This is a genomic window from Serratia sp. (in: enterobacteria) (genome assembly GCF_051654945.1).
In the GTDB taxonomy this organism is placed as follows: Bacteria; Pseudomonadota; Gammaproteobacteria; order Enterobacterales; family Enterobacteriaceae; genus Chania.
Genome location: NZ_JBOFZA010000027.1, coordinates 24,262 through 44,066, shown reverse-complemented (window position 1 = coordinate 44,066; position 19,805 = coordinate 24,262). Strand labels below are relative to the sequence as shown.

The window sequence follows — 19,805 nt, the reverse complement described above, 5'->3', positions numbered from 1 at the left end:
ATGAAACAACAGACTACCTATACGCTGCAGAATGGGCGTGCCTGGCTGGTTGCCGGATTGCACTGGCAATATCTGCCGCTACGTGGGCGCCGTAGCATGCGCTTACGCGCGAAAGAAGCTCATGCCACGCATTGGGCGGTATTACCTACCGGCGACGGTCAGGCACAAGGTACCCTTCTGGGCACCGTCACCCTCACGGACAAAACGCGCCGAAAAGGCGGCCGACATACATTGGCATCAATGGCGTTAGCCGTCCTGCCGGCATTACCGGAGGCCTGTTACGGTGTTTTCCCGTTGCCCAACGAGCAATACTGGTTCGTGGCTGTCAGCGACGGCATGTTGTCACCGTTCGGCGATATCGTGGGGGATGAGGCGGCGATACGAATAGCCGTGTCCAATTTTCTGCAAATCACCGCTGATCCCGCGGCGGGTTGGACGGTATATGCCCCAAGCGGCTTCTTTCCCGAGCTTGACGCCGAAGATAAGGCACTCTCGACACTGATCGACAACAAGGTGGGTTTGCGACGAGCGCGTCTGAGCCAAACCCATAATCCGCAGATACTGTGGCTGTGGGGCATTGCGGTGGTGGCCCTGGGAGCAGGGTATGTGGGCTATTCGGCATGGCAGACGCATCAAGAAGATGAGCGTATTGCCGCTGCTCAGGCTGCGCTGTTGGCCAGGCAACAATTGGAGCAACAGGCTCCGGCCGACAACCTGAAACCCTGGGCAACGCAACCGCGATTCCCGCCGATGCTCAGCGCCTGCAGTAACGTGTGGAAAGACGCGCAGATCTCTATTGCCGGCTGGGTATTCAATACGGCGACGTGCGATGCCCACGGCAAGATCACGCTGCACTACACTTTGCCGAGCGGGGGCACCGTGGGGGACTTTGCCTTGCGGTTACCCGTACTCTATGGCGCAGACATTAAGCCGGTGTTTAATATTCCCGGCAGCGCTGATGACGCTTCCTTTGCGTTACCCGTGTCGCTTTCTCTCCCAGAACACCCCGAAGCACTGCTCCCGGGCAGCCAGCAAATTCAGCATCTGACCAGCTATGCCCAACGTATCAATGCCCGTTTGCGCCTTAGCGAAATGGACGTAAGCACGCAGTTAGCGCAGGGCGATGTACAAAACCTGCCATGGCGAACCTACAGCTTTACGTTCATTACCGATATTCCGCCGGATCGGTTGTTTGCGCCGACGCGCTTCAACAGCAGTGGGATAAGGGCGTCCAGTATCACGACGACACTCAAGAACAACCGTCTGGAATACAACATTGAGGGACTTCTGTATGCCAACCGTTAAATTCGGGATCACTCCCTGGGCGTTGTGCCTGGTGCTAACCGCACCGGGTGTATTCGCCGCGCCTGTCGCTGACATACCGGCGGCTCCATCTGCTACACCTTCGTCTTCGGTTGAACAGTCAGTGAAACCGCCAACGTCAGCAGATATTCCTCTCCCAACCACATTCACGCACGCGGAAGCGGGACGTGCATTAAATCTTGGCCAACTGGAAGCGATACAGGCTGAGACAGTGCTGTATGAGGCCCAGCTTGCCAGGGCAAAGGCCTTGAATGAACTGCAAAAGAACGGTTATGACCGTGCACTGGATCAGCCCTTCAACCCAGCCCCCCCTTCTCAGGACAACAAAACTGAGGTCAAGGGCGCGGTACAAGATGCCGTTCCGCCACAGATTGTCGAGATCACCGGCACGGGGAAAGGTTTCACGGCCGTGCTGGCACTCAGCAACGGCAACCAGGTGACGGTGCAGTCAGGGGATCGCATTCCGGGTACGGAATACGTTGTGAAACGGATCAACCTCAATGAGGTCGTTGTCTCCGGGAAGAACCCAACGCTGGTGTCTCTTTCCTTTGCGGGGTAACCAATATGTATGAGAAACGTGGCTCAACCTATATCCATTTAGATGTGGCCAATTCTGACGCCCCGACCTTGTATGTGTCTGACGCGCACAATAACAGTCTGGCCGTCACGTCAGAGATTGCCGGCGCGTTTAAGCAATACCCCAGGTTGCAGGTGAAGCGGGTCCAGCTCGACAAACTGAAAGAATTGCAGCAAAGCCAGGTAACAGACAACCCCGATGCTAACGATTACTCCGCTCAACAGTCGAAAATCATTGGTTTTTTTCGGGAAGCCAAGAAGAAAGGGGCCAGCGATATTCATCTGCTGATCGGGATGAACAATGTGACCGTGGTGCAATTTCGCGTGCATGGCGACCTCGAAACGGTGATGCAGCTGGATAGTGCCGAAGGCATGACGCTGGCGTCGACGATTGTGATGTCGATGTGCGATGTGGCCGAGAAGAGCTTTAATCCCAATCGCGCCCAGGATGGGCGGGTGCGCAAGGAGTTCCTGCAAGGACTTCAGCTCTTCGGTGCCCGCTATGCGCATACGCCAGCAGAGTTTGGACTGTATGTCGTGATGCGCATTTTACCTGATGAAGGAATGGCTCCACCCACGCTAGACGAACTGGGCTTTCTACCGGAACAGCAAAGGCTCATTCGCCGCATGCTGGCACGTCCCGAGGGCGTCATTATCCTCTCCGGTCCCACAGGCTCGGGGAAAAGTACCTCCTTGCGCACGTTCAGCGAAATGTACCTGTCTTTTACGGGCCATCAAAAACGCCTGATGACGCTGGAAGATCCACCGGAGGGACTGATCCTCGGGGCCGTACAAACCCCCATCATTGCTGATAAAAACGATCCGGATGCGGTTAGTCGTGCCTGGGTTCGGTCTATTTCTGCTGCGTTGCGCCTGGACCCTGATGCCATGGTCGTGGGTGAAATTCGTGATGCCAACTCGGTTAAATCAGCGCTGACGGCGGCCAAGTCCGGCCACCTTGTGAAAACGACGCTGCATGCCAATGACGCTGTCGGCATTCTTGACCGCCTGACCGACACGTTGGGTATCCCAATGGGTCAGGTGGCCGATCCGCAAGTCATGATCGGGTTAATCGCTCAACGCCTGGTGCAGTTGCTGTGCCCGCACTGCAAGAAAAGCTGGAGAGCGATCAGTGGCAACCTGGAAGAAGAGAAGAAAGCGTTGCTTGAGCGCTTTTGCCACGTGGAGACTCTGGCCTTTCGCCATCCAGAGGGATGTGAGCACTGTTATAAGGGTGTGACTGGCCGGCGTGTTATTGCTGAGGTTATTCGTCCCGATGCCCGATTCATGGAGCTGTTTCGCCATGAGGGCAAACTGGCCGCGCGCAGTTATTGGGTGAATGAGCTGGGCGGTATTACTCGCGGTCAACACCTGCTCCGTTACCTCAACACAGGACTGGTCGACCCGATTGATGCGGATTACATCAGCCCGCTTGACGAAGACAGCCTGACCTTGCTCGCCCCGGAGGTCACATCATGATTTCCCGCTGGCGCGAACGTCTGACGGCACTGCGGAGCAAAGTGCCGTCATCGGAAAAAATGAATGAGGGGCTAGGCCGCTGGTTGGCGCAAAAGACCTTCTCCACCGCTGACCGTTTGACGCTCTACGAGGACCTGGCTTTCCTGCTCGACAATAACCTTAAAGTAGAAAAAGCCATCAATTCGATGATTGGGAGCTACGGGCACAAACGCCCCCCCGTGGTCTATTGCCTAGAAGATATGCTCAGAGCGCTGCGTCAGGGCAGATCAGTCGATCAGGGTTTGGCATCCTGGGTACCCCGACAAGAGGCCGCCATCCTCAGTTCCGGTGTTCAAGATGGCAACCTGGCCGCCGCCTTATACCGGGCGATCACCGTAGTTCAGGGAATGGCGGATATGAAATCAGCGTTGGTTTCCACCCTGGCTTATCCGACGCTACTGCTGGCAACCACGTTCGCCATGATGAAGATGGTGACTGTCTATTTTCTGCCTCGCCTGGCGTCATTATCCTCCCGAGAACACTGGGCAGGTGGGCTGTGGTGGCTCAGTGCCATCTCAGAATTTTTTGTCAATAATGCCTTGGTTCTCAGTGGGCTGGTGATCTTGTTAATCGGGTTCATTGTTTGGTCAATGCCAAATTTGATTGGGAAAATACGACAGCATGTTTTGGACCGTTTATTGCCCTGGAGCGTGTATCGCGACGTACTTGGCGTGGGCTTCCTGCTGAATTTCAGTGCACTGATGCGTGCACAGGTGAAGACGGAAGACGCCATCGAGATGCTGAGCCGCTATGCACCGCCCTGGTTGTATGAACGCTTGGCCGCAACCCAGCGTCAGGTTAAACAAGGTGACCACCTGGGGCTGGCATTACGCAATGCCGGCTACGGATTTCCCTCCCCACGTGCTATCGACAAACTGGTCCTGCTGACCGATGGCGATAACGCTGAAATGATTATTGAAAATTTTGCACGGGCCTGGCTTGTGCAAACCGTAGCCCGGATCAAGCGGACGGCATCTTTGCTTTCTTACATCGCATTGAGCACCAACGCTGGCTACATGATCCTGATCCTCCTGGCCACACAAAACCTCAACGACCTCGTGGGTGCGCATTAAGGCGTTCACTCTCATCAAAATCTAAAGGAAATAATAATGGAACTGACACACACTCCTCACTCGGCTATCAACCGTGGAGCCATAACCCTGTTTGAAGCCGTCATCTATTTTGTTCTTGCCCTTGCAGTATTGGCTATCGCCATTACCCAGGGGGGCAGTTTGTTTAACCGTAACGACGCCAGCACGGAGTACAGTAATGCCGCAGAGCTGATGACCAATACCCGCACCATGTTGAAAACGTCCGGTATCTATAATTTTGCTGCTGCAGATGCCATGACCGGTGCGCTTATCCAGTTTGGCGGTGCGCCAGCCAACATGACGGTTGTTGGTACCAAATCCTCCGGCAGTGCCAAGCTTCAAAACTTGTGGGGGGGGGCTGTCACCATACAACCCGTTTCGACGGCAGGCGGGCAGAAGTCGACCTTCTCACTGACCTACGCGGCAGTTCCACAGGAAGCCTGCATTACCCTGGCGACCAAGCTGAGTGCGGCGCCGAGTATTGTGACCACCCTGGTCAACGGCACGTCGACCAACGGGGCGATCGCCGCCAGTGCCATTGGGGCACAGTGCACTGCCGATAAAGGCTCTGTCGGTCAAAACACCCTCACGTTCACCAGCAACACCTAATGCCCATCCCGCCGGTAACGTCCTGTTGCCGGCCTCCTTCTGGAGTGCATTCTTATGTTGTTTTCCTTTCAACGTGCCTTGTCCTTTCTGGTTCTGGGCGGTGCGTTATTGCTCTCGTTGCCCGCGCAGGCGTTCTGTTTTAACGAAGCGGGCGCCCGCTATAAAGTGGACCCCTTGTTACTGCGTTCCATGGCCATCGTCGAAAGCAGCCTTGACCCTCACGCTATCGGTAAGAATCGCGATAAAAAAGGGCGGGTCACCAGCCGCGATTTTGGGCTGATGCAGATCAATGACCGCCATATTCCGACGCTGCGGACCCTGGGGATATTGAGCAATGAGCAAGACTTGCTGAACAACCCGTGCCTCAATGTCCAAATCGGCGCCTGGATACTGGCTAAACACCTCAAACAATGTGGCGTCAATTGGCAATGCCTCGGTTCATACAATGCCGGGTTTGCTGATGACAACGGTCCACGGCGAATGATTTATGCTCGTAAGATCTATGCGATGTATACGAAGCTCAGGGGCGGTGCCGCATGATGGCCCCGTATACCCTGAAGTTCTCGCTACTGATAGCCCTGGCCAGCGCCGCTCTGTTCATGGGTGCCCAACCGTTGGTTCATCGGGCGAAACAATTCTTGCTTGAGCATGATGGCCCGCCACTCACTCGGCTGCAGATCAGGGGCGTCACCCTCGTTTTCGCCGGTACCGGCACAGTCCTGATCGCAACGACAGCACTCGCGGGGTCCTCCTGGTTAGGCACTGTCAAAATTCTGGGGCTGTTTGCGTGGGGTATTCCCATGGTGCTGCTTGATATGCGCAATTACTGGCTACCGCTGCGTTATACCTCCGGATTCTGGCTGACAGGTCTGCTGTTTACCTTTCTACCTGGGAGCTCGCTCACCCCAACGGCGGCGCTCTCAGGCAGTCTCGGCATGTTTATATTCCTCTATGTCTTTCACTACGGTGCCAAACGCCTGCGGGGTGAAGAAGGGTTTGGCCTGGGCGATGTTCATCTGATCGCCGCGCTGTGTGCCTGGTTTCCCTGGCAGTTGGCCAGCGTGCTGAGCGGATGTGCCTTCTTGCTGTTTATCGTTGGTGCGTTGCTGACGCGAAAAAATGCCCAACCTTATGCTCCCTGGCTGTTCGCCTTACTGGCGGGGCTGGCCGGATGCTTCCCTCAACTGACTATTTCGGGTGCCTTATGACTGTTGACGCTGCCAACCCTCGTATCAACCGGGGCCTATCGCTGATCTCAATGGCCATCGTGCTGGGGATTGTGTTGATTGCCGCCCCTATCGGGCTGGAAAGATATTCTGACTATGTGGAGGAACAAACCTGGGTCGTGACTGCCACACACCTGAGCACGGTGAGCCAGGGTGCACGCCGATACGTTAAAGATAACTACGACACGTTACTGAACCAGGTCAAAGGGGGCGGTAACGTCACGGTAACGGGGCAAACCCTACGGGATAAAGGGTATTTACCGCCGGGTTTTTCCCTGACCAACAATAATACCCAGACCTATATCCTCACCGTAACACGCAATTCCACGCAGACCGACAAACTGGTTGCCTTTGTGTTGACGGCCGGCGGTCAGGATATTGCGTTCAAGGGGCAGCGGTATATCGCCCAGAACACCTCTGGCCTTGGGGGATATATCTACCCCGCCAATATTGCCAACGGTGCGGGAGGAGGCTGGCAAGTCAATCTGGCCACTATGGGCCTCAGCGGGCAGAGTGGACATCTGGCTGCTTACCTAACGTCCGATGTGTTGGCTGGCGGGGCGGAAGAAAGCGATCGCTTGTATCGATTCAAGGTTAACGGTCGTCCCGACCTTAACAAGATGCATACTGCAATTGATATGGGCACCAATGACTTGAATAATGCGAATAATATCAATGCTAAAACGGGTAATTTTAGTGAAGATGTTAACGGAAAAAGGTTAATTGCACACGATAGTGTCTGGTCCAGCGGGTGGATCAACTCAATCGGAGACATTCGCAGTAATAGCGGCTGGCTTATTACCAAGCATGGTAAAGGTTGGCTCAATGAAGACCACGGCGGCGGTTTCTACATGGAAGATAACGATTGGATCCGTTCGGTGAACAACAAGGGGATCTATACCGGTGGGCAAATCAAAGGCGGGACCGTTCGTGCTGACGGACGGGCGTCAGTCGGTGAATATTTGCAACTTGATGGTACGGCAAATGCAGGATGGGGATGTAGTCCTAATGGACTTGTTGGCAGAACATCGGAAGGTGTTCTCCTCTCTTGCCAAAATGGGATTTGGAAATCATTGGGGGCATTAGATACGTTTAATGTCACAGGTGGTGAACAATGTCAAAATCTCAAGGAGTCACGGGCATATTGCCCGGCAGGGACGAAGTTAGTATCCGGTGGATATCGGCTCTCTCGATGGACTAACGAGAGTGCTAATCACAACAGTCCGGACGCTGCTTATCCTGATATCGGTTCAAATAGCTGGATTGTCGTGACGCCTAACAACCAAGATCGAACAACATGTTTCCAAGCGATTGCTGTTTGTACTAAATAACACTCATTTATCGGAGGTGGAATTGCATAACACAATGTAATATAATGACTTATTAATTCACTGAATTTAAAGAATCTTCATGAAACAAGATAAACTAGCTAGCGTCCAAGCGCTGAGAGGACTGGCAGCGCTTGCTGTCATGTTATTTCACTTTCGTTGGAATATAAACCTTTCCTATCCTAATCTGGGTGATCAGTTATTCGGATGGGGGGCTATTGGTGTTGATGTATTCTTCATAATAAGCGGATTTGTCATCACGCTTTCAGCGAAAAAACTAACACCAGGACTATCGGCGGCAAGGGTGTTTTTGAAACACCGCGCAAGGAGAATACTTCCGGTCTATTTTATCATCCTGCTAATTACTTTCCTTTTATCTGGAGCTATGAGCACTTTCCATTATCCAGAGAAAGTGAGTAACTTGATAAGTGCAATCACGTTCTCCCCAATCGATGCCAACCATGCCCCTTTCTATGTGGATGATAGCGGTTTCTATGGTATTAGGTGGACACTGAATTACGAAGTGTTGTTCTACTTGGTAATGGCAATTTGTCTTATATCAAAATATCGATGGCCACTATTGCTTGGCGTGTTTTCGTTAAGCCTGGTTGTTTTCCCTATGTTGGCAGGACATTCACCGACCTTGGATGTTAGTGGTTATCAATTCAATTCAGCTTACTTGAACTTAATGACCAACCCCATCATATGGCAGTTTTTGGTGGGTGTTGGCTTTGGTCTTATCTATCCCTTTACAAAAAACTTCAATGGTCAGTTACGCTTAGCAACATTAGTTATTGCAACAGTTGTTACAGGCTACTTCGTTCTCTTTACACCAAGACTGGGTCATGGACTGACGATGTCAGGGTGGTATCTGTCAATTTTGTTTATTGCTGTAGTCTTAAATGATGAACTCATAACGAAATGTATTCCTGGATTTATTATTACCTTGGGAGAGATATCATTCTCTCTCTATCTCATACACACGCTAATGAATAGTGGGATAGGTAAACGGTTTGAAGATATTGGTGTGGCTGACGGTTTGCCAAGATTTGTTTTATCATGTGCTGTCTCTATCGGTCTGGCCTACTTGTCGTATAAGTTTATTGAAAGGCCAGTGAGCATGAGAAAACAAAAAACAGTAAGGCATGAGACTGTGTAGTTAATAAAAGGGGGCGCAACGCCCTCTTTTGTCACATGCAGAATTATTTACATCAATTAACCTCACAACAAAGACCTACAGCTAGAGTATTGAAGAGCCAAAAACAACTATCCAAATTTAACTATCCTTCCGCATAAATCTGTTAACTCACGCAATAACCTCCATTAAATGCCGTATTACTGCAGGAATCTATATGATGAAAACCACGTATCTGGCCGGCTTGGCATTTATTTTGCTGTCCGGTTGTCAGGCACAACAACCTCACACTACTAGCCCACGGCAGCCACAGTCCGTATCAGACGATGCTTCACGCATTTATAGTACTCAACAACAACTTTACCTGAACGGCGCACTCAATCAGAGGTCTGCCCGGTTCCCAGATAGCTTCACGGAAAATAGCGATCGCCTCTCACTGGACTGGGAGGGTGACGCCATTGAACTGCTCGCCCAGCTCGCCCGCCAGCGCGGGCTTAATTTTGCATACAGCGGCGTTCGCCTGCCACTACCCATCAGCGTACACGTCAATAACATCACGTTCGAAAATCTGCTGCGCCAGTTGGAAGCGCAAATTGGCTGGCGTGCCACCCTGAAACAGCAACCGTTGGAACTGCACCTGTATTTCTCCCTGCCGGATAAAGGAGGTCGCCTCGCATGAAACGACAGCTACTTGCGGGCCTGCTGCTGTGCTTTGCCCTGCCTTCATTCGCCGAAGACACCCCACCGACGGGTATTTCCGACTACCTTAACCCGGCAGTGAATGATTTCAACGGTCTCAGCGATACCGTCTGGCAAATGCTCAATGATGCGGGCCAGACGGTCGGATTTCAGGGAGGTAAAGCCCAGCGCGCCTGGGAACTTCGTCAAATACTAACCGCCCGAGACAGCGTACTGAACAACATGTACGACTTTCGACCGCTTATCAGCAAACAGGGTTATCTACCGCCAGTGATCGCCACGGCGAGCGACATGGCACACGTGACGCCAGATCAGATCCGGTCAGCGTACCGCACCTATAACATTCTTGTGCCGGCACGCTTTGTCAGTAATCCACCGGGATGGCGCACTTGGCTTCTGCCAGGACTCGCAGCCAGACGGATCGACGCGCCAGACGTCAGCGTCCGACCCAAAAACAGCAAGGAAAAAACTGTCTGGGAAGAAGCGGTACGCCGTGGATGGGAAGAAGGTCGCCTCAGTGCCGACCGCACGCTGGAAGCCAACTTTAACCGCCTGACCCGCGATTTCACCGGCATGCTGCGTTATTCCACTCTGTTACAACAAGGCATGATTCAGGCACCAGACGTTAAAGAAACCCAGCAGAGCGTCACCGGCACACGTGACGAACTGATGATCGGTGACAAAGTGAAACGCATTAAAGATCCGGCCAGTTTTGTGGTGGACAAAAACCAATGGAAACCAGCAATTCGTAAGGGGGCACAATGACGTTCCCGGCTTTTGAGTTTCATAAGCATGGAGGGATAAATGGAGACAGCCTGCGGACATTCCTGGTTCACTGCGCCCGCCACGGGGTATCCGACATCTTTCTGCAAGGGGGTGGCCCTCTGGTGGTGGACCTGCACGGCCGAAAGGTCAGGGGCAGTGAGTTTCGTATCGAGCCGCCCCAGTTGGCGCGCCTCATGGATGAAGTGTTCTCTGAGCAAATTAAAGGGGACCTGAAAGCCGGTAAAGGGGTCGACCGAGCACTGCAGCTGACGGGCGACATGTACAACCGTTACGGACTTGAGCGCGGCGAACGTCTGCGCTTTCGTTGTAACTTCGTACAGGCAACTATCGGCGACTATGACATGGTGCCGGCCTTGACACTCAGGACCATCCCGACGGTTATCCCGCAGTTGGAAAACTTGGGGTTGGAAGAGGATTTATTCCCCTGCCTTCTGCCGCATAAAGGTCTTGGCCTGGTTGTCGGGGAAACAGGGTCCGGTAAATCCACTATCCTGGCGTCGATTTATCAGTACTGCGCATTGCACGATCCCGATCGCAAGATAGTCACTGCAGAAGACCCGATCGAGTTTCTTCTGAACTTCCCCGACGCGATACTGATGCCAGAGCAGTCGCAGATAGGCAGAGACGTGGCCTCATTCGCCGAACATCTCCGCCTTACCCTGCGTCGTGCACCGGGCGTGATTGGGGTCGGTGAGATTCGTGACCCGGAGACGCTGAACGGTGCAATCATGAACGGTCAATCCGGACATGCCTGCCTGTCCACCATGCATACCAATTCCCCCGGGGAGACCATCCCCCGCGCCCTGATGCTGGTTCCAGTAGAGCAACGTGAGGCTATGGCCCACAACCTGCTCAGTAACCTGCAGTACGTCATTGCCCAGCGGCTGCTGCGCACGACCGATGGTAAACGCCAATCCATCAGGGAATACCTGGTGTTTGACGACGAAGTTAAAGAGGCGCTTGGCCAGCTGGATTACACCCAGTGGCGTGACTGGATTGACCGCCATCTCAGCGAACGCGGGGAACGAATGGCTGACAAGGCCTGGCGTCTTTATCAGTCTGGTCGCATCGACCGGAAAGAGCTGCTGACCGTTATCAGTCCCCGTGAAATCGACAGGAGGACCGCAATGTGAAGATATGCGAATGGCGGGATGCCGGACGGCGGCTAGAGATATTCGGTATTCCGGTGCTGCTGTTTGCCTTGTATGCCGCCTGGTTTCAGTGGCCTGAGACCAGCACGTTATACATCATCACCGGCATCATCCTCTTCTTTCGGCTTCTCTCATTCTTCGGCTTCACCATCACCGTGCTCTGGCAACGATTGGTTTTCCGCATACGTGGCCAGCGTCTGACCGGGCGTCCTTGGTGGTATCGAAAATTCTTTGAATAACAGAGGGACAGAACCATGCAGAAACGCACGTACCTGACTATCACACGGGATAACAAAAAGGACGCGATCCGCGCAGCTGGTCGTCTTCCTAGTGGTGGATACCCCCTTGAGTATGATCGTTCAGAAAAACTCTGGTTTGCAGTGGCGGACGCGGACCTGGAGAAGGTGAAAGCCTGGTTGCCTGCACATACCGTGACGGACCTTAACCGGACCATTACCGATAATCTGACGCCAGCAGAAGAATTCGCACAGGTGCTCAGGGACGCGGGTTTCATTCTGCCCGGCAACGACCTGCCTGAAATGGATGGAAAAATACACAGAGTAGCCACCGACGATGATAAACCCGGAGCCACTTCGGGTGTCTATCAGGGTTTTCTCGATGGCCGACCAGCGGGATGGTACCAGGATCACAGGGCAAGTGAAGGCAAGGTGAACTGGACTTCCACCGGCTCACATACTTATGACCCAGCAGAAGCAATTAAGCTGCGGGCGCTGGCTGCTCAGAAACGCTGGGACAGGGAAATACAGTCTCAGGTGGAATTCACGCAGATTGGCAAAAAACTGACACAGCAGTGGAGCAAAATGCCCCCCGCGCCGGCGTCACACCCTTACCTTTCCCGCAAGGGAGTACCGGCGGCAGAAGGTGTCAGGCTGGACAAGTACGACAACCTGGTCATTCCCCTGCGTAACAGTGGTGGAGACATACGAACTCTGCAATACATCAAGCCTGACGGTACCAAGAACCTGAAAAAAGGCGCCGAGAAAACCGGTAACTTTTTCGTTGTCGGTGGATCACTCAGTGCGAGTCAGCCCCTCCTCTATGCCGAGGGTTACGCTACAGCCGCAAGCCTTCATATGGCCACAGGGATCCCCGTTGTGATGACGGTGGATGCCGGTAACATGGTGACAGTGTCACGAAAACTGAAGGAACAGTATCCCGACGCGGCTCACGTCATCCTAGGTGAGGATGACTTCACCAAAAGTGATAACAAGGGCCTGAACAAGGCCCAGGAAGCAGCAAAAGCCATCGACGGAACGTACATCATCCCACAGTTCACCTACGGTGAACGGGCACAGGCCTTTGCCGGTACGGCTTCATTCAGTGATTTTAACGATATTCATGCCTCCCGTGGGCTCGATGCCGTTCGCGACCAGTTGGCACCAGCACTTGACCCTTTACTCCCTCATTGGCGTCAGACCTTCTCAGAGGAAAATACCATGCCAGATACGACCCCTCTGCAGGACAACCCTGCAGACAGGCAACCAAACGCGGTGGCCATGACTGATAATAATGTCACCCACGCCGTCACAGATACCGCACCGATACTGCCTCAGGAGCCCGTCCCGATGCCGGTTGAGGAGAAGCCAGTATCGGGGGCGATTGCATCCCCCCTCTCGGAACCGCAAATCCCGGAGCCACAACTACCAGAGAACAACACCGTACAGACAGAAGTCATCTCGCCATTAGCTGAACCCACACCGTCAGCAGCCCAGGAAGTGCCAGAACAGCAAACACCATTACCACAACAACCAGAGAACGACACCACACAGGCTGAGATCATTCCACCATTACCGCACCCCGTTCAGCAGCCAGCGCAGCCCCTCCCTGCACCTTCTGACTCTGCCGCGCCCGAAGAGAATACTGCCGGACCATCCGGAAATCCCGCTCCTGTAACAGAGTCTGAAAATAGCTTTAATTTCACTTTTGGCCGCCTACCTGGTGATGTCAGCCCCCCGGAACCCTCCGTCACACCAATTAACCTGGATGAGTTGCTGCAGGGGCTGACCAGTCGCCAGGACGGGCAGACCTGGGTGTATGCACTTAATGGCGAGGATGCGTTCCGGGATTACGGCGATCGAATTGTCATGGCCACACCACAGGCCAGTGAGAACGATCGTATGATCCTGGCGGCTCTGCTCTCGGCAAAAGCGAACCAGCGCGGTGCCGTGGAAATCACCGGCAGCGATGACTTTATCCAACGCACCCTGACGTTGATTGCCGATCACAACATTGATGTGCATCTGAAAAATCCGCAGCAGCGGGAACAGTTCGGAGCGCTGCTTAAGGCCCGGACTGAGAACACCACCCAACAGAATGGACTGAATATCGGCGCGGCAAACACCGCAACAGGTCCGGTGCCCACGGCTACGCAACCCGCACCAGGGGGAAAGTCCCCCACTCCTGACGCCACCATACCGGCGCAAGGCTCGGGCCCCGTAGTCTCCCCGATGGAGGCACCAGTAAATAGCGGAGCAGCCGCTCATCTGGCAGCACCAGAGCTCAGCATTCCTGAAAGAGAGAGCATGCGTACCGGTCTCACCGGTAAGCTGCTCGATGCAAGTAAGGCGCCGTACCAGTTCGATAAAAACAACACCGACAGTTTTTATCTGCAACTGCGTACCAAAACCGGCAATAAAACCTTCTGGGGTGTCGAACTGGAGCAGGCTCTGAAGGACAGCGGTAAGCAGGCAGGCGATATGGTGAAGCTGCAGTACCTCGGCAAGAAACCGGTCACCATCAACGTCCCGGTCGCCAACGACGACGGAACAGTTACCCGTTATGAACGACTCGAAACGCACCGAAACCACTGGGCAGTCACACCGGCGGCAGACAACCGCCTGCTGGTCGCGGACAAAAACGCCGTTGCGCCGGCCGCGTTGTCAGCCTATGACGGCAACGTCTTCTGGCAGTTGCAGCAGCAGATCGTTCTGTCTGCACAACTGTCCGTCTCGGTACCGGAAGCCATTGGCCACGGTCTGCTGTACACCGGACCTGATGGCAAAGGACACGTCGCTCCTGAAACACCGCCGGCAGACGCGCCAGTGCCGGAACCCTCAAAAGCCGCAGGCTCGGTGGTGATGCAGGCACTGACCGCTGACGGTGAAATGTTGGCTCATCTGGCCAAAGGACACGGTGACTATCTGCAGGGTGTTGTCCGTCATGAAGGACAACTGCACAACGTGTTGGCCCGGATTTGCACCGGGGATAACGGCCATACCTTCCTTGCCCTGAACGCTGTTCAGGACAACGGGTCACCGCAGCTTATCGGTCACGCTTCTGCAGTGAATTCGTTGAAAAATGGCATCTCCAGCTACGACACGTTTGCCTTCCAGATGAAGGGAGCGGATGCACCCAAATTTGCCGTTCCTCTAGTTTCCCCGGAAAAGATCCCGCCGGCCTTGCACAGCAAACTGGGCTTCTCTCAGGCATATACACCGCCGAAAGCTGAAGAACCCGTTCAGGCACCTCGTGCGCAGGTTAAGCCGGCTCAACCACAACCGATGTGAGGTCATCATGCGTCGTATACTTTGCTCCACCCTACTATTTCTGACGTGTCTGCCTGCAGCTGATGCCGCATCATGCCGGGCGGGTACCGCCGCACAGGCCGGTAGTCAAGCTGGCTACAACCGGGCAAAAGAAGCGGCAGAAGCCTGGTCACAACGTCAGAACAACGTGTCTGCGTCACTGGGAGACTGTCTAGGGAATATCTCCACCACCATCACCGCCCCGACCTTCCCAAACCTGGCCGATATAATGAATCAGATTGGTCAGAAAATCTGTAAGGCTGCCCGGGACAAAATTAATGATTATGTCCCATCCACTATTGACCCATGGGGAGATTTACCGTCGACGGCCGGACTCTCATCTTACGGCGTAAATGTTCCATCCCCCCGCTCTCAGCCGGTCATGCAGGTGACAGCACCGGTGACCTCAGACACCAGTGGCGGAAGTTCCTCTTTCATCTCCCTGAACTGACGGAAACTATCCAGTGCATAAAAAAAATCCAGCCTCCCCACGGGAGGCTTCTTCGGCCACAGCTGAAGAAAATGCTGAGCTTGAAAAACGTATGGGGCCCTTCATGGCAACCCTGCAACTTCAGAAAGAGCGCATGCTCGATGCTGACTTTGCCCGGAGAACGTTGAAAGTTGCCCTTATCGCATCAACAGTCAGCCTGCTTCAGCTACCGCTGACGGCTTGGCTGGGGTGGCAAGTTGCTCACCCCCCCACAAAATACTTCGCCACGTACAAGGGCAGTGTGCTGGCGCAGTATCCGACGTCGGAACCGGCCTACACGGATGATGACATCGTGGATTTCGGAGACAAACTCATCCGAAGTGCTTTCCAGCTTGATTTCAAAAACTACCGCGTCCAGATAAGTCAACAGCAGCAGAAATTCTCAGAAGCCGGATTTTCCAGTTACTACGCGGCACTGACCGGTTCAAATCTGTTCGACAAGGTTGTGAAAGAAAAAATGCTGATGTCAGCAAATATCACCCGTAAGGGCATGATTTATCGCCGTGGCCGGGAGGGTTCAAATGGTCCTTACATGTGGGACGTGCAGTATCCGGTCACCCTGAGCCTGGATGGTCAGACCCGCAGTCTTCCGCCACAGACCTTTATTTTCACCGTCCGCATCCAGCGAACTGACGTCAGCGTAAAACCGGAAGGTATTGAAGCGGCTTCCATTGTCACACGCGACGCCCGTTAACACTCTCAGGTATTCCCATGAATAAACGAACTCTTACAGCAGTAGCTCTGCTGCTTTCGGCCACGTCCGCACTGGCAGCAGAATGGGTGCCGGCACGTTCCGGAACCTCACCCACCACTAATTTGCCTGCAGCGCCGTCACCACCCCCCACTCAGGCACAACCCGCCCCGGAGGGACAACCTGTGGCGGCTACTCCTCCACAGAACGATATTACCGCCCCACTTCGTCAGTACGCGCCACCGGCACCGCCGACCGCAGAACAGGCGTGGGCCATGAGTCAGGTCAATCCGTTAGGCAGCCAGCAGGGGGTAGAAATGCTGGGCGAGGCGATGGATGGCGCCAGCAGGGGACGTGCATGGCAGTCTGCAGATGTGGTACCGCGTATTTCTTCTCTTACCGTCAACCTGTCCCCAGGGGCCTCGCTTCCCGTATTACGGACCACCACCTCCCAGGCCAGTTCCGTGATGTTCACCGATAACACCGGCGCACCATGGCCACTCGCTGCACCACCGTATAACGGGAACTCAGAGGGCTTTGTGGTGAACTACATCCCGGACAGCAGCGTGATGACTGTTCAGGCCCAGCGACAGTATGACCGGGGCAACATTACCGTGTACCTGAAAGGTCTGCCCGTTCCCGTCATCGTTGACGTGAATAGCGGTGAGGCCTCGGATAAATCAAAGTCCCGTATCGTCGACGGCCGACTGGATCTGCGCATTCCGCAACAGGGCCCTCAGGCGAAGCGCATGCCGTCAGGGCAAGCAAAAATCGGCCTCAACGATGCCACACTGCAGGCATTCCTCGATGGTGTACCGCCCAAAGAAGCCCGTCGTCTGAAAACTCAGGGCACACTGCCTTACACGCAGGTCTGGCAGATGGGCGATGACCTGTATATCCGCACCCGCAGCAAGATCCGTGATGAATTCGAACTTACACAGTCCTCCGGAGATGGAACCTGGCTTTATAAGCTCCCTCTGACCCCGGAAGTGGCGTTCTCAAACGCCGGTAAAACCGTGTATTTGTCCATTTCTCTGGAGTAACTATGTCCGCCGAAAAAGACGTCAGCCGGGACGTGAAAAAAACCGTCATTATTGTCGCCACGGTCATCTTCAGTGTGATCGCCGGCGGCTTTCTTCTGGTCTCCTGGGTGAGTGCGCCCCCACCGGCAGCGTCCCGGATCAACGTGGACAAAGCGGCGGGAGGCTCCGGTAAAACGGCCCCAGAAAGCGCGCAGTACCGGAAAATCCTCCGCGAAAATAATGCGGATGGCGCCCAACAGGCCCAAGCCACAAATGGCAGCTTCATCTCCTCGGTGGAATCCGGCACCGTGAGGCAAGTTCCTCCGATATCACGGGAGCCAGCCCCGCTACCGGACCCGCAGCCCATACAGGTTCAGCAATATGCACCGCCACCGATTTCCGGGGACGCCATCGTTGATCCCGATAAGAAAAAAGCGCTAGAGGCTCTGATTAAGGAGTTGGTCGCCCAGCGCCGCGCACCATCCGGACAGTTGGCCAGTGCTACTGGGGCAACCAGTGCACAGACTGGCGGCAACGCCCCTGGTGGTGCACAGAGCAATCCCTATTCTGGATGGACAGAAAGCCTGACACCGGTGAGTGTCAGGAACGGTTCGTCAGGGCCTCAGTCCGGAAGTACCAACCGCGTAGTTATCCCGATCGGCAGCCGCCCTGGAGCCATGATTGATACGGCCATTGATTCGGATAACACCAGGTCCCAGGTGTTGGCGCACATTCCAGTCGGTCCCTATGCCGGCGCGACGCTCACGGCCAATGGCGTGCAACTCGCCGGCGATGGCGTTTCTATCAATTTCACGAGCATGAGCTGGAACAACGATACCTGGCGTATCAATGCTTGGGCAGCGATGCCGGATACTCTGCAGTCTTCTGTCGCGTCCGAGGTCAGTAATCGATACGCGACACGTATTCTGCTTCCAGCGCTGGCCAACGGCCTTGGACTGGGGGGCCAACTGTATGCCAGTGCTAACACTCAGATCATGAGTAACGGGTTCAATACCCTTGAAGGCCGCGTTGGCATGCCTGATGGTAAAGCAGTCGCTGGTACCGTACTCGGTGGCGCTGCGCAACAGGCAGGCCAGGTCATCGCCAGCGATGCCCAAAAACTCCCCGTTAAACAGGTTCTCGTTAATCGCGGCCAGAGTATCGCCGTGATCTTTATGTCTGCGGTGAAAGAGAGTGATAAGGAAACCAACACACCGACGGACAGCGCACCGACAGGTGTACGGCTACAACCTGCTGGCACCTTTACCCCCGCCTCTCATCCCTGAAGAGAAACGCCATGAAAGATGAATATTTTGACTCTGACCTTGAACTGGAGGACTCGGTGCTACCCAAAGAGGGTCCGGCAGAAGACGCCGACACAGAGGGCACGGCTTCGCATCCACCGGCGGTGGAGGAGACGCCCCGCAAGCGTCAGATTATGGGGTATGACCTGAGTACCTTGCTTATTGCTGGCGCCGCGTTAATTGCCCTGACCGTTTATGCCGTGTGGCCAGACTCCCCACCACCACAGGCATTTATTCCCGATAATACCGCACCGCTGAATCACGCAGAGCCGCCTTTCACACCGCCCACGCCTGAAGTAACGGACACTGATCCACCTTCACAGATGGACACGGCTGACACCATGCCGCCAACAGTAACGGAAAAGGAGACCGATGAAATCCGACAATACGGTGTCGCCAATCGGGAAGCGATTACGACACTGAACGGGCGCCTGAGCGATGCAGAACGGCGACTGGCATTATTGGAAGAGCAGCTTCGAGCACAGCAACAGCGTGCCACCCTCACCAGCACAGCAACGGCAACACGGTCAGCGAAAACTACCACCACGCCGCACCGGGTAAAACGCACGGATCAAAGCACCGCAGTCGCCGGTTCCACAGCCAGTATGAAAGGTTGGCGCGTTCACACTCTCTACCCCGGTATGGCCTGGATAACTCATAGCGGCAGCACCTGGTCCGTTCGCCCCGGAGACGTCCTGCAAGGGCTGACTATCCGCAGCATCGATATCCAACGCCGGGTTGTGGTGACAGATAAAGGCAACATCCGACAAGAGGACTAGTGAATGGACGCCATTCAGATCCTGGTTCACGTGGCGGACAACCTGAAGAGCAGCGGGATCCGTCTCATTTTGGCGCTCGGCTTTATGTTTGGTCTCGCCGGTTGTATCGCCACGCTCGTCTCTGTGGCCCGTCAGTCCCGCAGTGGCAAACCGGCCAGCGTGATGAAAGCGCTGGTTTCGGTCTGCTTAGGCGGCGCCCTGATTGCCCTGCAGCAAATGATGAACAAAGCCGCACATACCCTGAACTTCGGGGATGTTTCCTTTGATGCCATTGCCTATGCCCCTGACTCCATGGGGCAAGCCAAGCTGGCCATTGATGCCGTTCTCACGCTGCTGCGTGCGGTCGGCGTGTTGTTTTTCTATATGGGTGTGGTTCGCGCCCGGCGCTCCCTGGTTGACGGCCACACCGGCCTGTCAGCCCGGGAAGACGTCTCTACAGGCCTGGTGATGGCCATCACCGGCATTCTCTTGGTCTGTAACCCCGAACTACTTAATGCACTGCAAAAAACACTGGGTCTCACCTGGAATTAAT

Annotated in this window: 19 protein-coding genes; all 19 read left to right on the top strand. The window is 54.6% G+C overall.

Going from position 1 to position 19,805, the window contains the following annotated elements; genetic code table 11:
* On the top strand, positions 1 to 1,305 hold the full coding sequence (gene pilO2 / locus ACRDCA_RS02305) for a type 4b pilus protein PilO2 (RefSeq protein ID WP_438688132.1): 1,305 nt from the start codon (positions 1 to 3) through the stop codon (positions 1,303 to 1,305).
* A complete protein-coding gene (gene pilP / locus ACRDCA_RS02300; protein WP_438688131.1) occupies positions 1,292 to 1,882 on the top strand; it encodes a type IV pilus biogenesis protein PilP in 591 nt (196 codons plus the stop codon). Before pilO2 ends, pilP begins: the two co-directional genes overlap by 14 nt.
* Before the next feature lie 5 nt (positions 1,883 to 1,887).
* Positions 1,888 to 3,378, top strand: coding sequence for a GspE/PulE family protein (locus ACRDCA_RS02295; RefSeq protein ID WP_438688130.1), 1,491 nt, complete (start codon positions 1,888 to 1,890; stop codon positions 3,376 to 3,378).
* Positions 3,375 to 4,490 (top strand): type II secretion system F family protein, encoded by a 1,116-nt coding sequence (locus tag ACRDCA_RS02290; RefSeq protein WP_438688129.1) that lies wholly within the window; start codon positions 3,375 to 3,377, stop codon positions 4,488 to 4,490. The genes ACRDCA_RS02295 and ACRDCA_RS02290 overlap by 4 nt, the downstream gene beginning before the upstream one ends.
* A 36-nt stretch (positions 4,491 to 4,526) precedes the next feature.
* Positions 4,527 to 5,117, top strand: coding sequence for a type 4 pilus major pilin (locus tag ACRDCA_RS02285; protein WP_438688128.1), 591 nt, complete (start codon positions 4,527 to 4,529; stop codon positions 5,115 to 5,117).
* A gap of 54 nt (positions 5,118 to 5,171) precedes the next feature.
* Positions 5,172 to 5,657 carry a lytic transglycosylase domain-containing protein gene (locus tag ACRDCA_RS02280; protein WP_438688127.1) on the top strand — a complete coding sequence of 162 codons (486 nt, stop codon included), beginning with the start codon at positions 5,172 to 5,174 and terminating at the stop codon, positions 5,655 to 5,657.
* Complete coding sequence (locus tag ACRDCA_RS02275) at positions 5,654 to 6,325, top strand: prepilin peptidase (RefSeq protein WP_438688126.1); 672 nt, start codon at positions 5,654 to 5,656, stop codon at positions 6,323 to 6,325. The genes ACRDCA_RS02280 and ACRDCA_RS02275 overlap by 4 nt, the downstream gene beginning before the upstream one ends.
* A complete protein-coding gene (gene pilV / locus ACRDCA_RS02270; protein WP_438688125.1) occupies positions 6,322 to 7,674 on the top strand; it encodes a shufflon system plasmid conjugative transfer pilus tip adhesin PilV in 1,353 nt (450 codons plus the stop codon). The genes ACRDCA_RS02275 and pilV overlap by 4 nt, the downstream gene beginning before the upstream one ends.
* 79 nt (positions 7,675 to 7,753) lie before the next feature.
* Positions 7,754 to 8,830: an acyltransferase family protein gene (locus ACRDCA_RS02265; protein ID WP_438688124.1), complete on the top strand. Its 1,077-nt coding sequence runs from the start codon at positions 7,754 to 7,756 to the stop codon at positions 8,828 to 8,830.
* Between the two features lie 196 nt (positions 8,831 to 9,026).
* Positions 9,027 to 9,485, top strand: a complete 459-nt coding sequence (locus ACRDCA_RS02260) for a DotD/TraH family lipoprotein (protein WP_438688144.1) — start codon at positions 9,027 to 9,029, stop codon at positions 9,483 to 9,485.
* Complete coding sequence (locus ACRDCA_RS02255; RefSeq protein ID WP_438688123.1) at positions 9,482 to 10,270, top strand: type IV secretory system conjugative DNA transfer family protein; 789 nt, start codon at positions 9,482 to 9,484, stop codon at positions 10,268 to 10,270. Before ACRDCA_RS02260 ends, ACRDCA_RS02255 begins: the two co-directional genes overlap by 4 nt.
* Positions 10,267 to 11,424, top strand: a complete 1,158-nt coding sequence (gene traJ / locus ACRDCA_RS02250) for a plasmid transfer ATPase TraJ (protein ID WP_059202126.1) — start codon at positions 10,267 to 10,269, stop codon at positions 11,422 to 11,424. The genes ACRDCA_RS02255 and traJ overlap by 4 nt, the downstream gene beginning before the upstream one ends.
* Positions 11,421 to 11,681: an IcmT/TraK family protein gene (gene icmT, locus ACRDCA_RS02245; RefSeq protein ID WP_161713074.1), complete on the top strand. Its 261-nt coding sequence runs from the start codon at positions 11,421 to 11,423 to the stop codon at positions 11,679 to 11,681. The genes traJ and icmT overlap by 4 nt, the downstream gene beginning before the upstream one ends.
* Before the next feature lie 15 nt (positions 11,682 to 11,696).
* Positions 11,697 to 14,969, top strand: a complete 3,273-nt coding sequence (locus ACRDCA_RS02240) for an LPD7 domain-containing protein (RefSeq protein ID WP_438688122.1) — start codon at positions 11,697 to 11,699, stop codon at positions 14,967 to 14,969.
* A gap of 482 nt (positions 14,970 to 15,451) precedes the next feature.
* Positions 15,452 to 16,171, top strand: a complete 720-nt coding sequence (locus ACRDCA_RS02235) for a DotI/IcmL/TraM family protein (protein ID WP_438688121.1) — start codon at positions 15,452 to 15,454, stop codon at positions 16,169 to 16,171.
* 17 nt (positions 16,172 to 16,188) lie between these two features.
* Complete coding sequence (locus tag ACRDCA_RS02230; RefSeq protein ID WP_438688120.1) at positions 16,189 to 17,211, top strand: DotH/IcmK family type IV secretion protein; 1,023 nt, start codon at positions 16,189 to 16,191, stop codon at positions 17,209 to 17,211.
* Positions 17,212 to 17,213: 2 nt separating this feature from the next.
* Positions 17,214 to 18,476, top strand: coding sequence for a conjugal transfer protein TraO (gene traO, locus ACRDCA_RS02225; protein ID WP_438688119.1), 1,263 nt, complete (start codon positions 17,214 to 17,216; stop codon positions 18,474 to 18,476).
* A gap of 11 nt (positions 18,477 to 18,487) precedes the next feature.
* Positions 18,488 to 19,273 carry a hypothetical protein gene (locus ACRDCA_RS02220; RefSeq protein ID WP_438688118.1) on the top strand — a complete coding sequence of 262 codons (786 nt, stop codon included), beginning with the start codon at positions 18,488 to 18,490 and terminating at the stop codon, positions 19,271 to 19,273.
* A 3-nt stretch (positions 19,274 to 19,276) separates the two neighbouring features.
* The gene (gene traQ, locus ACRDCA_RS02215) at positions 19,277 to 19,804 is read left to right on the top strand and encodes a conjugal transfer protein TraQ (RefSeq protein WP_065684911.1); all 528 of its coding nucleotides are present in this window, start codon (positions 19,277 to 19,279) and stop codon (positions 19,802 to 19,804) included.
* The last annotated feature ends 1 nt before the right edge of the window (position 19,805 follow it).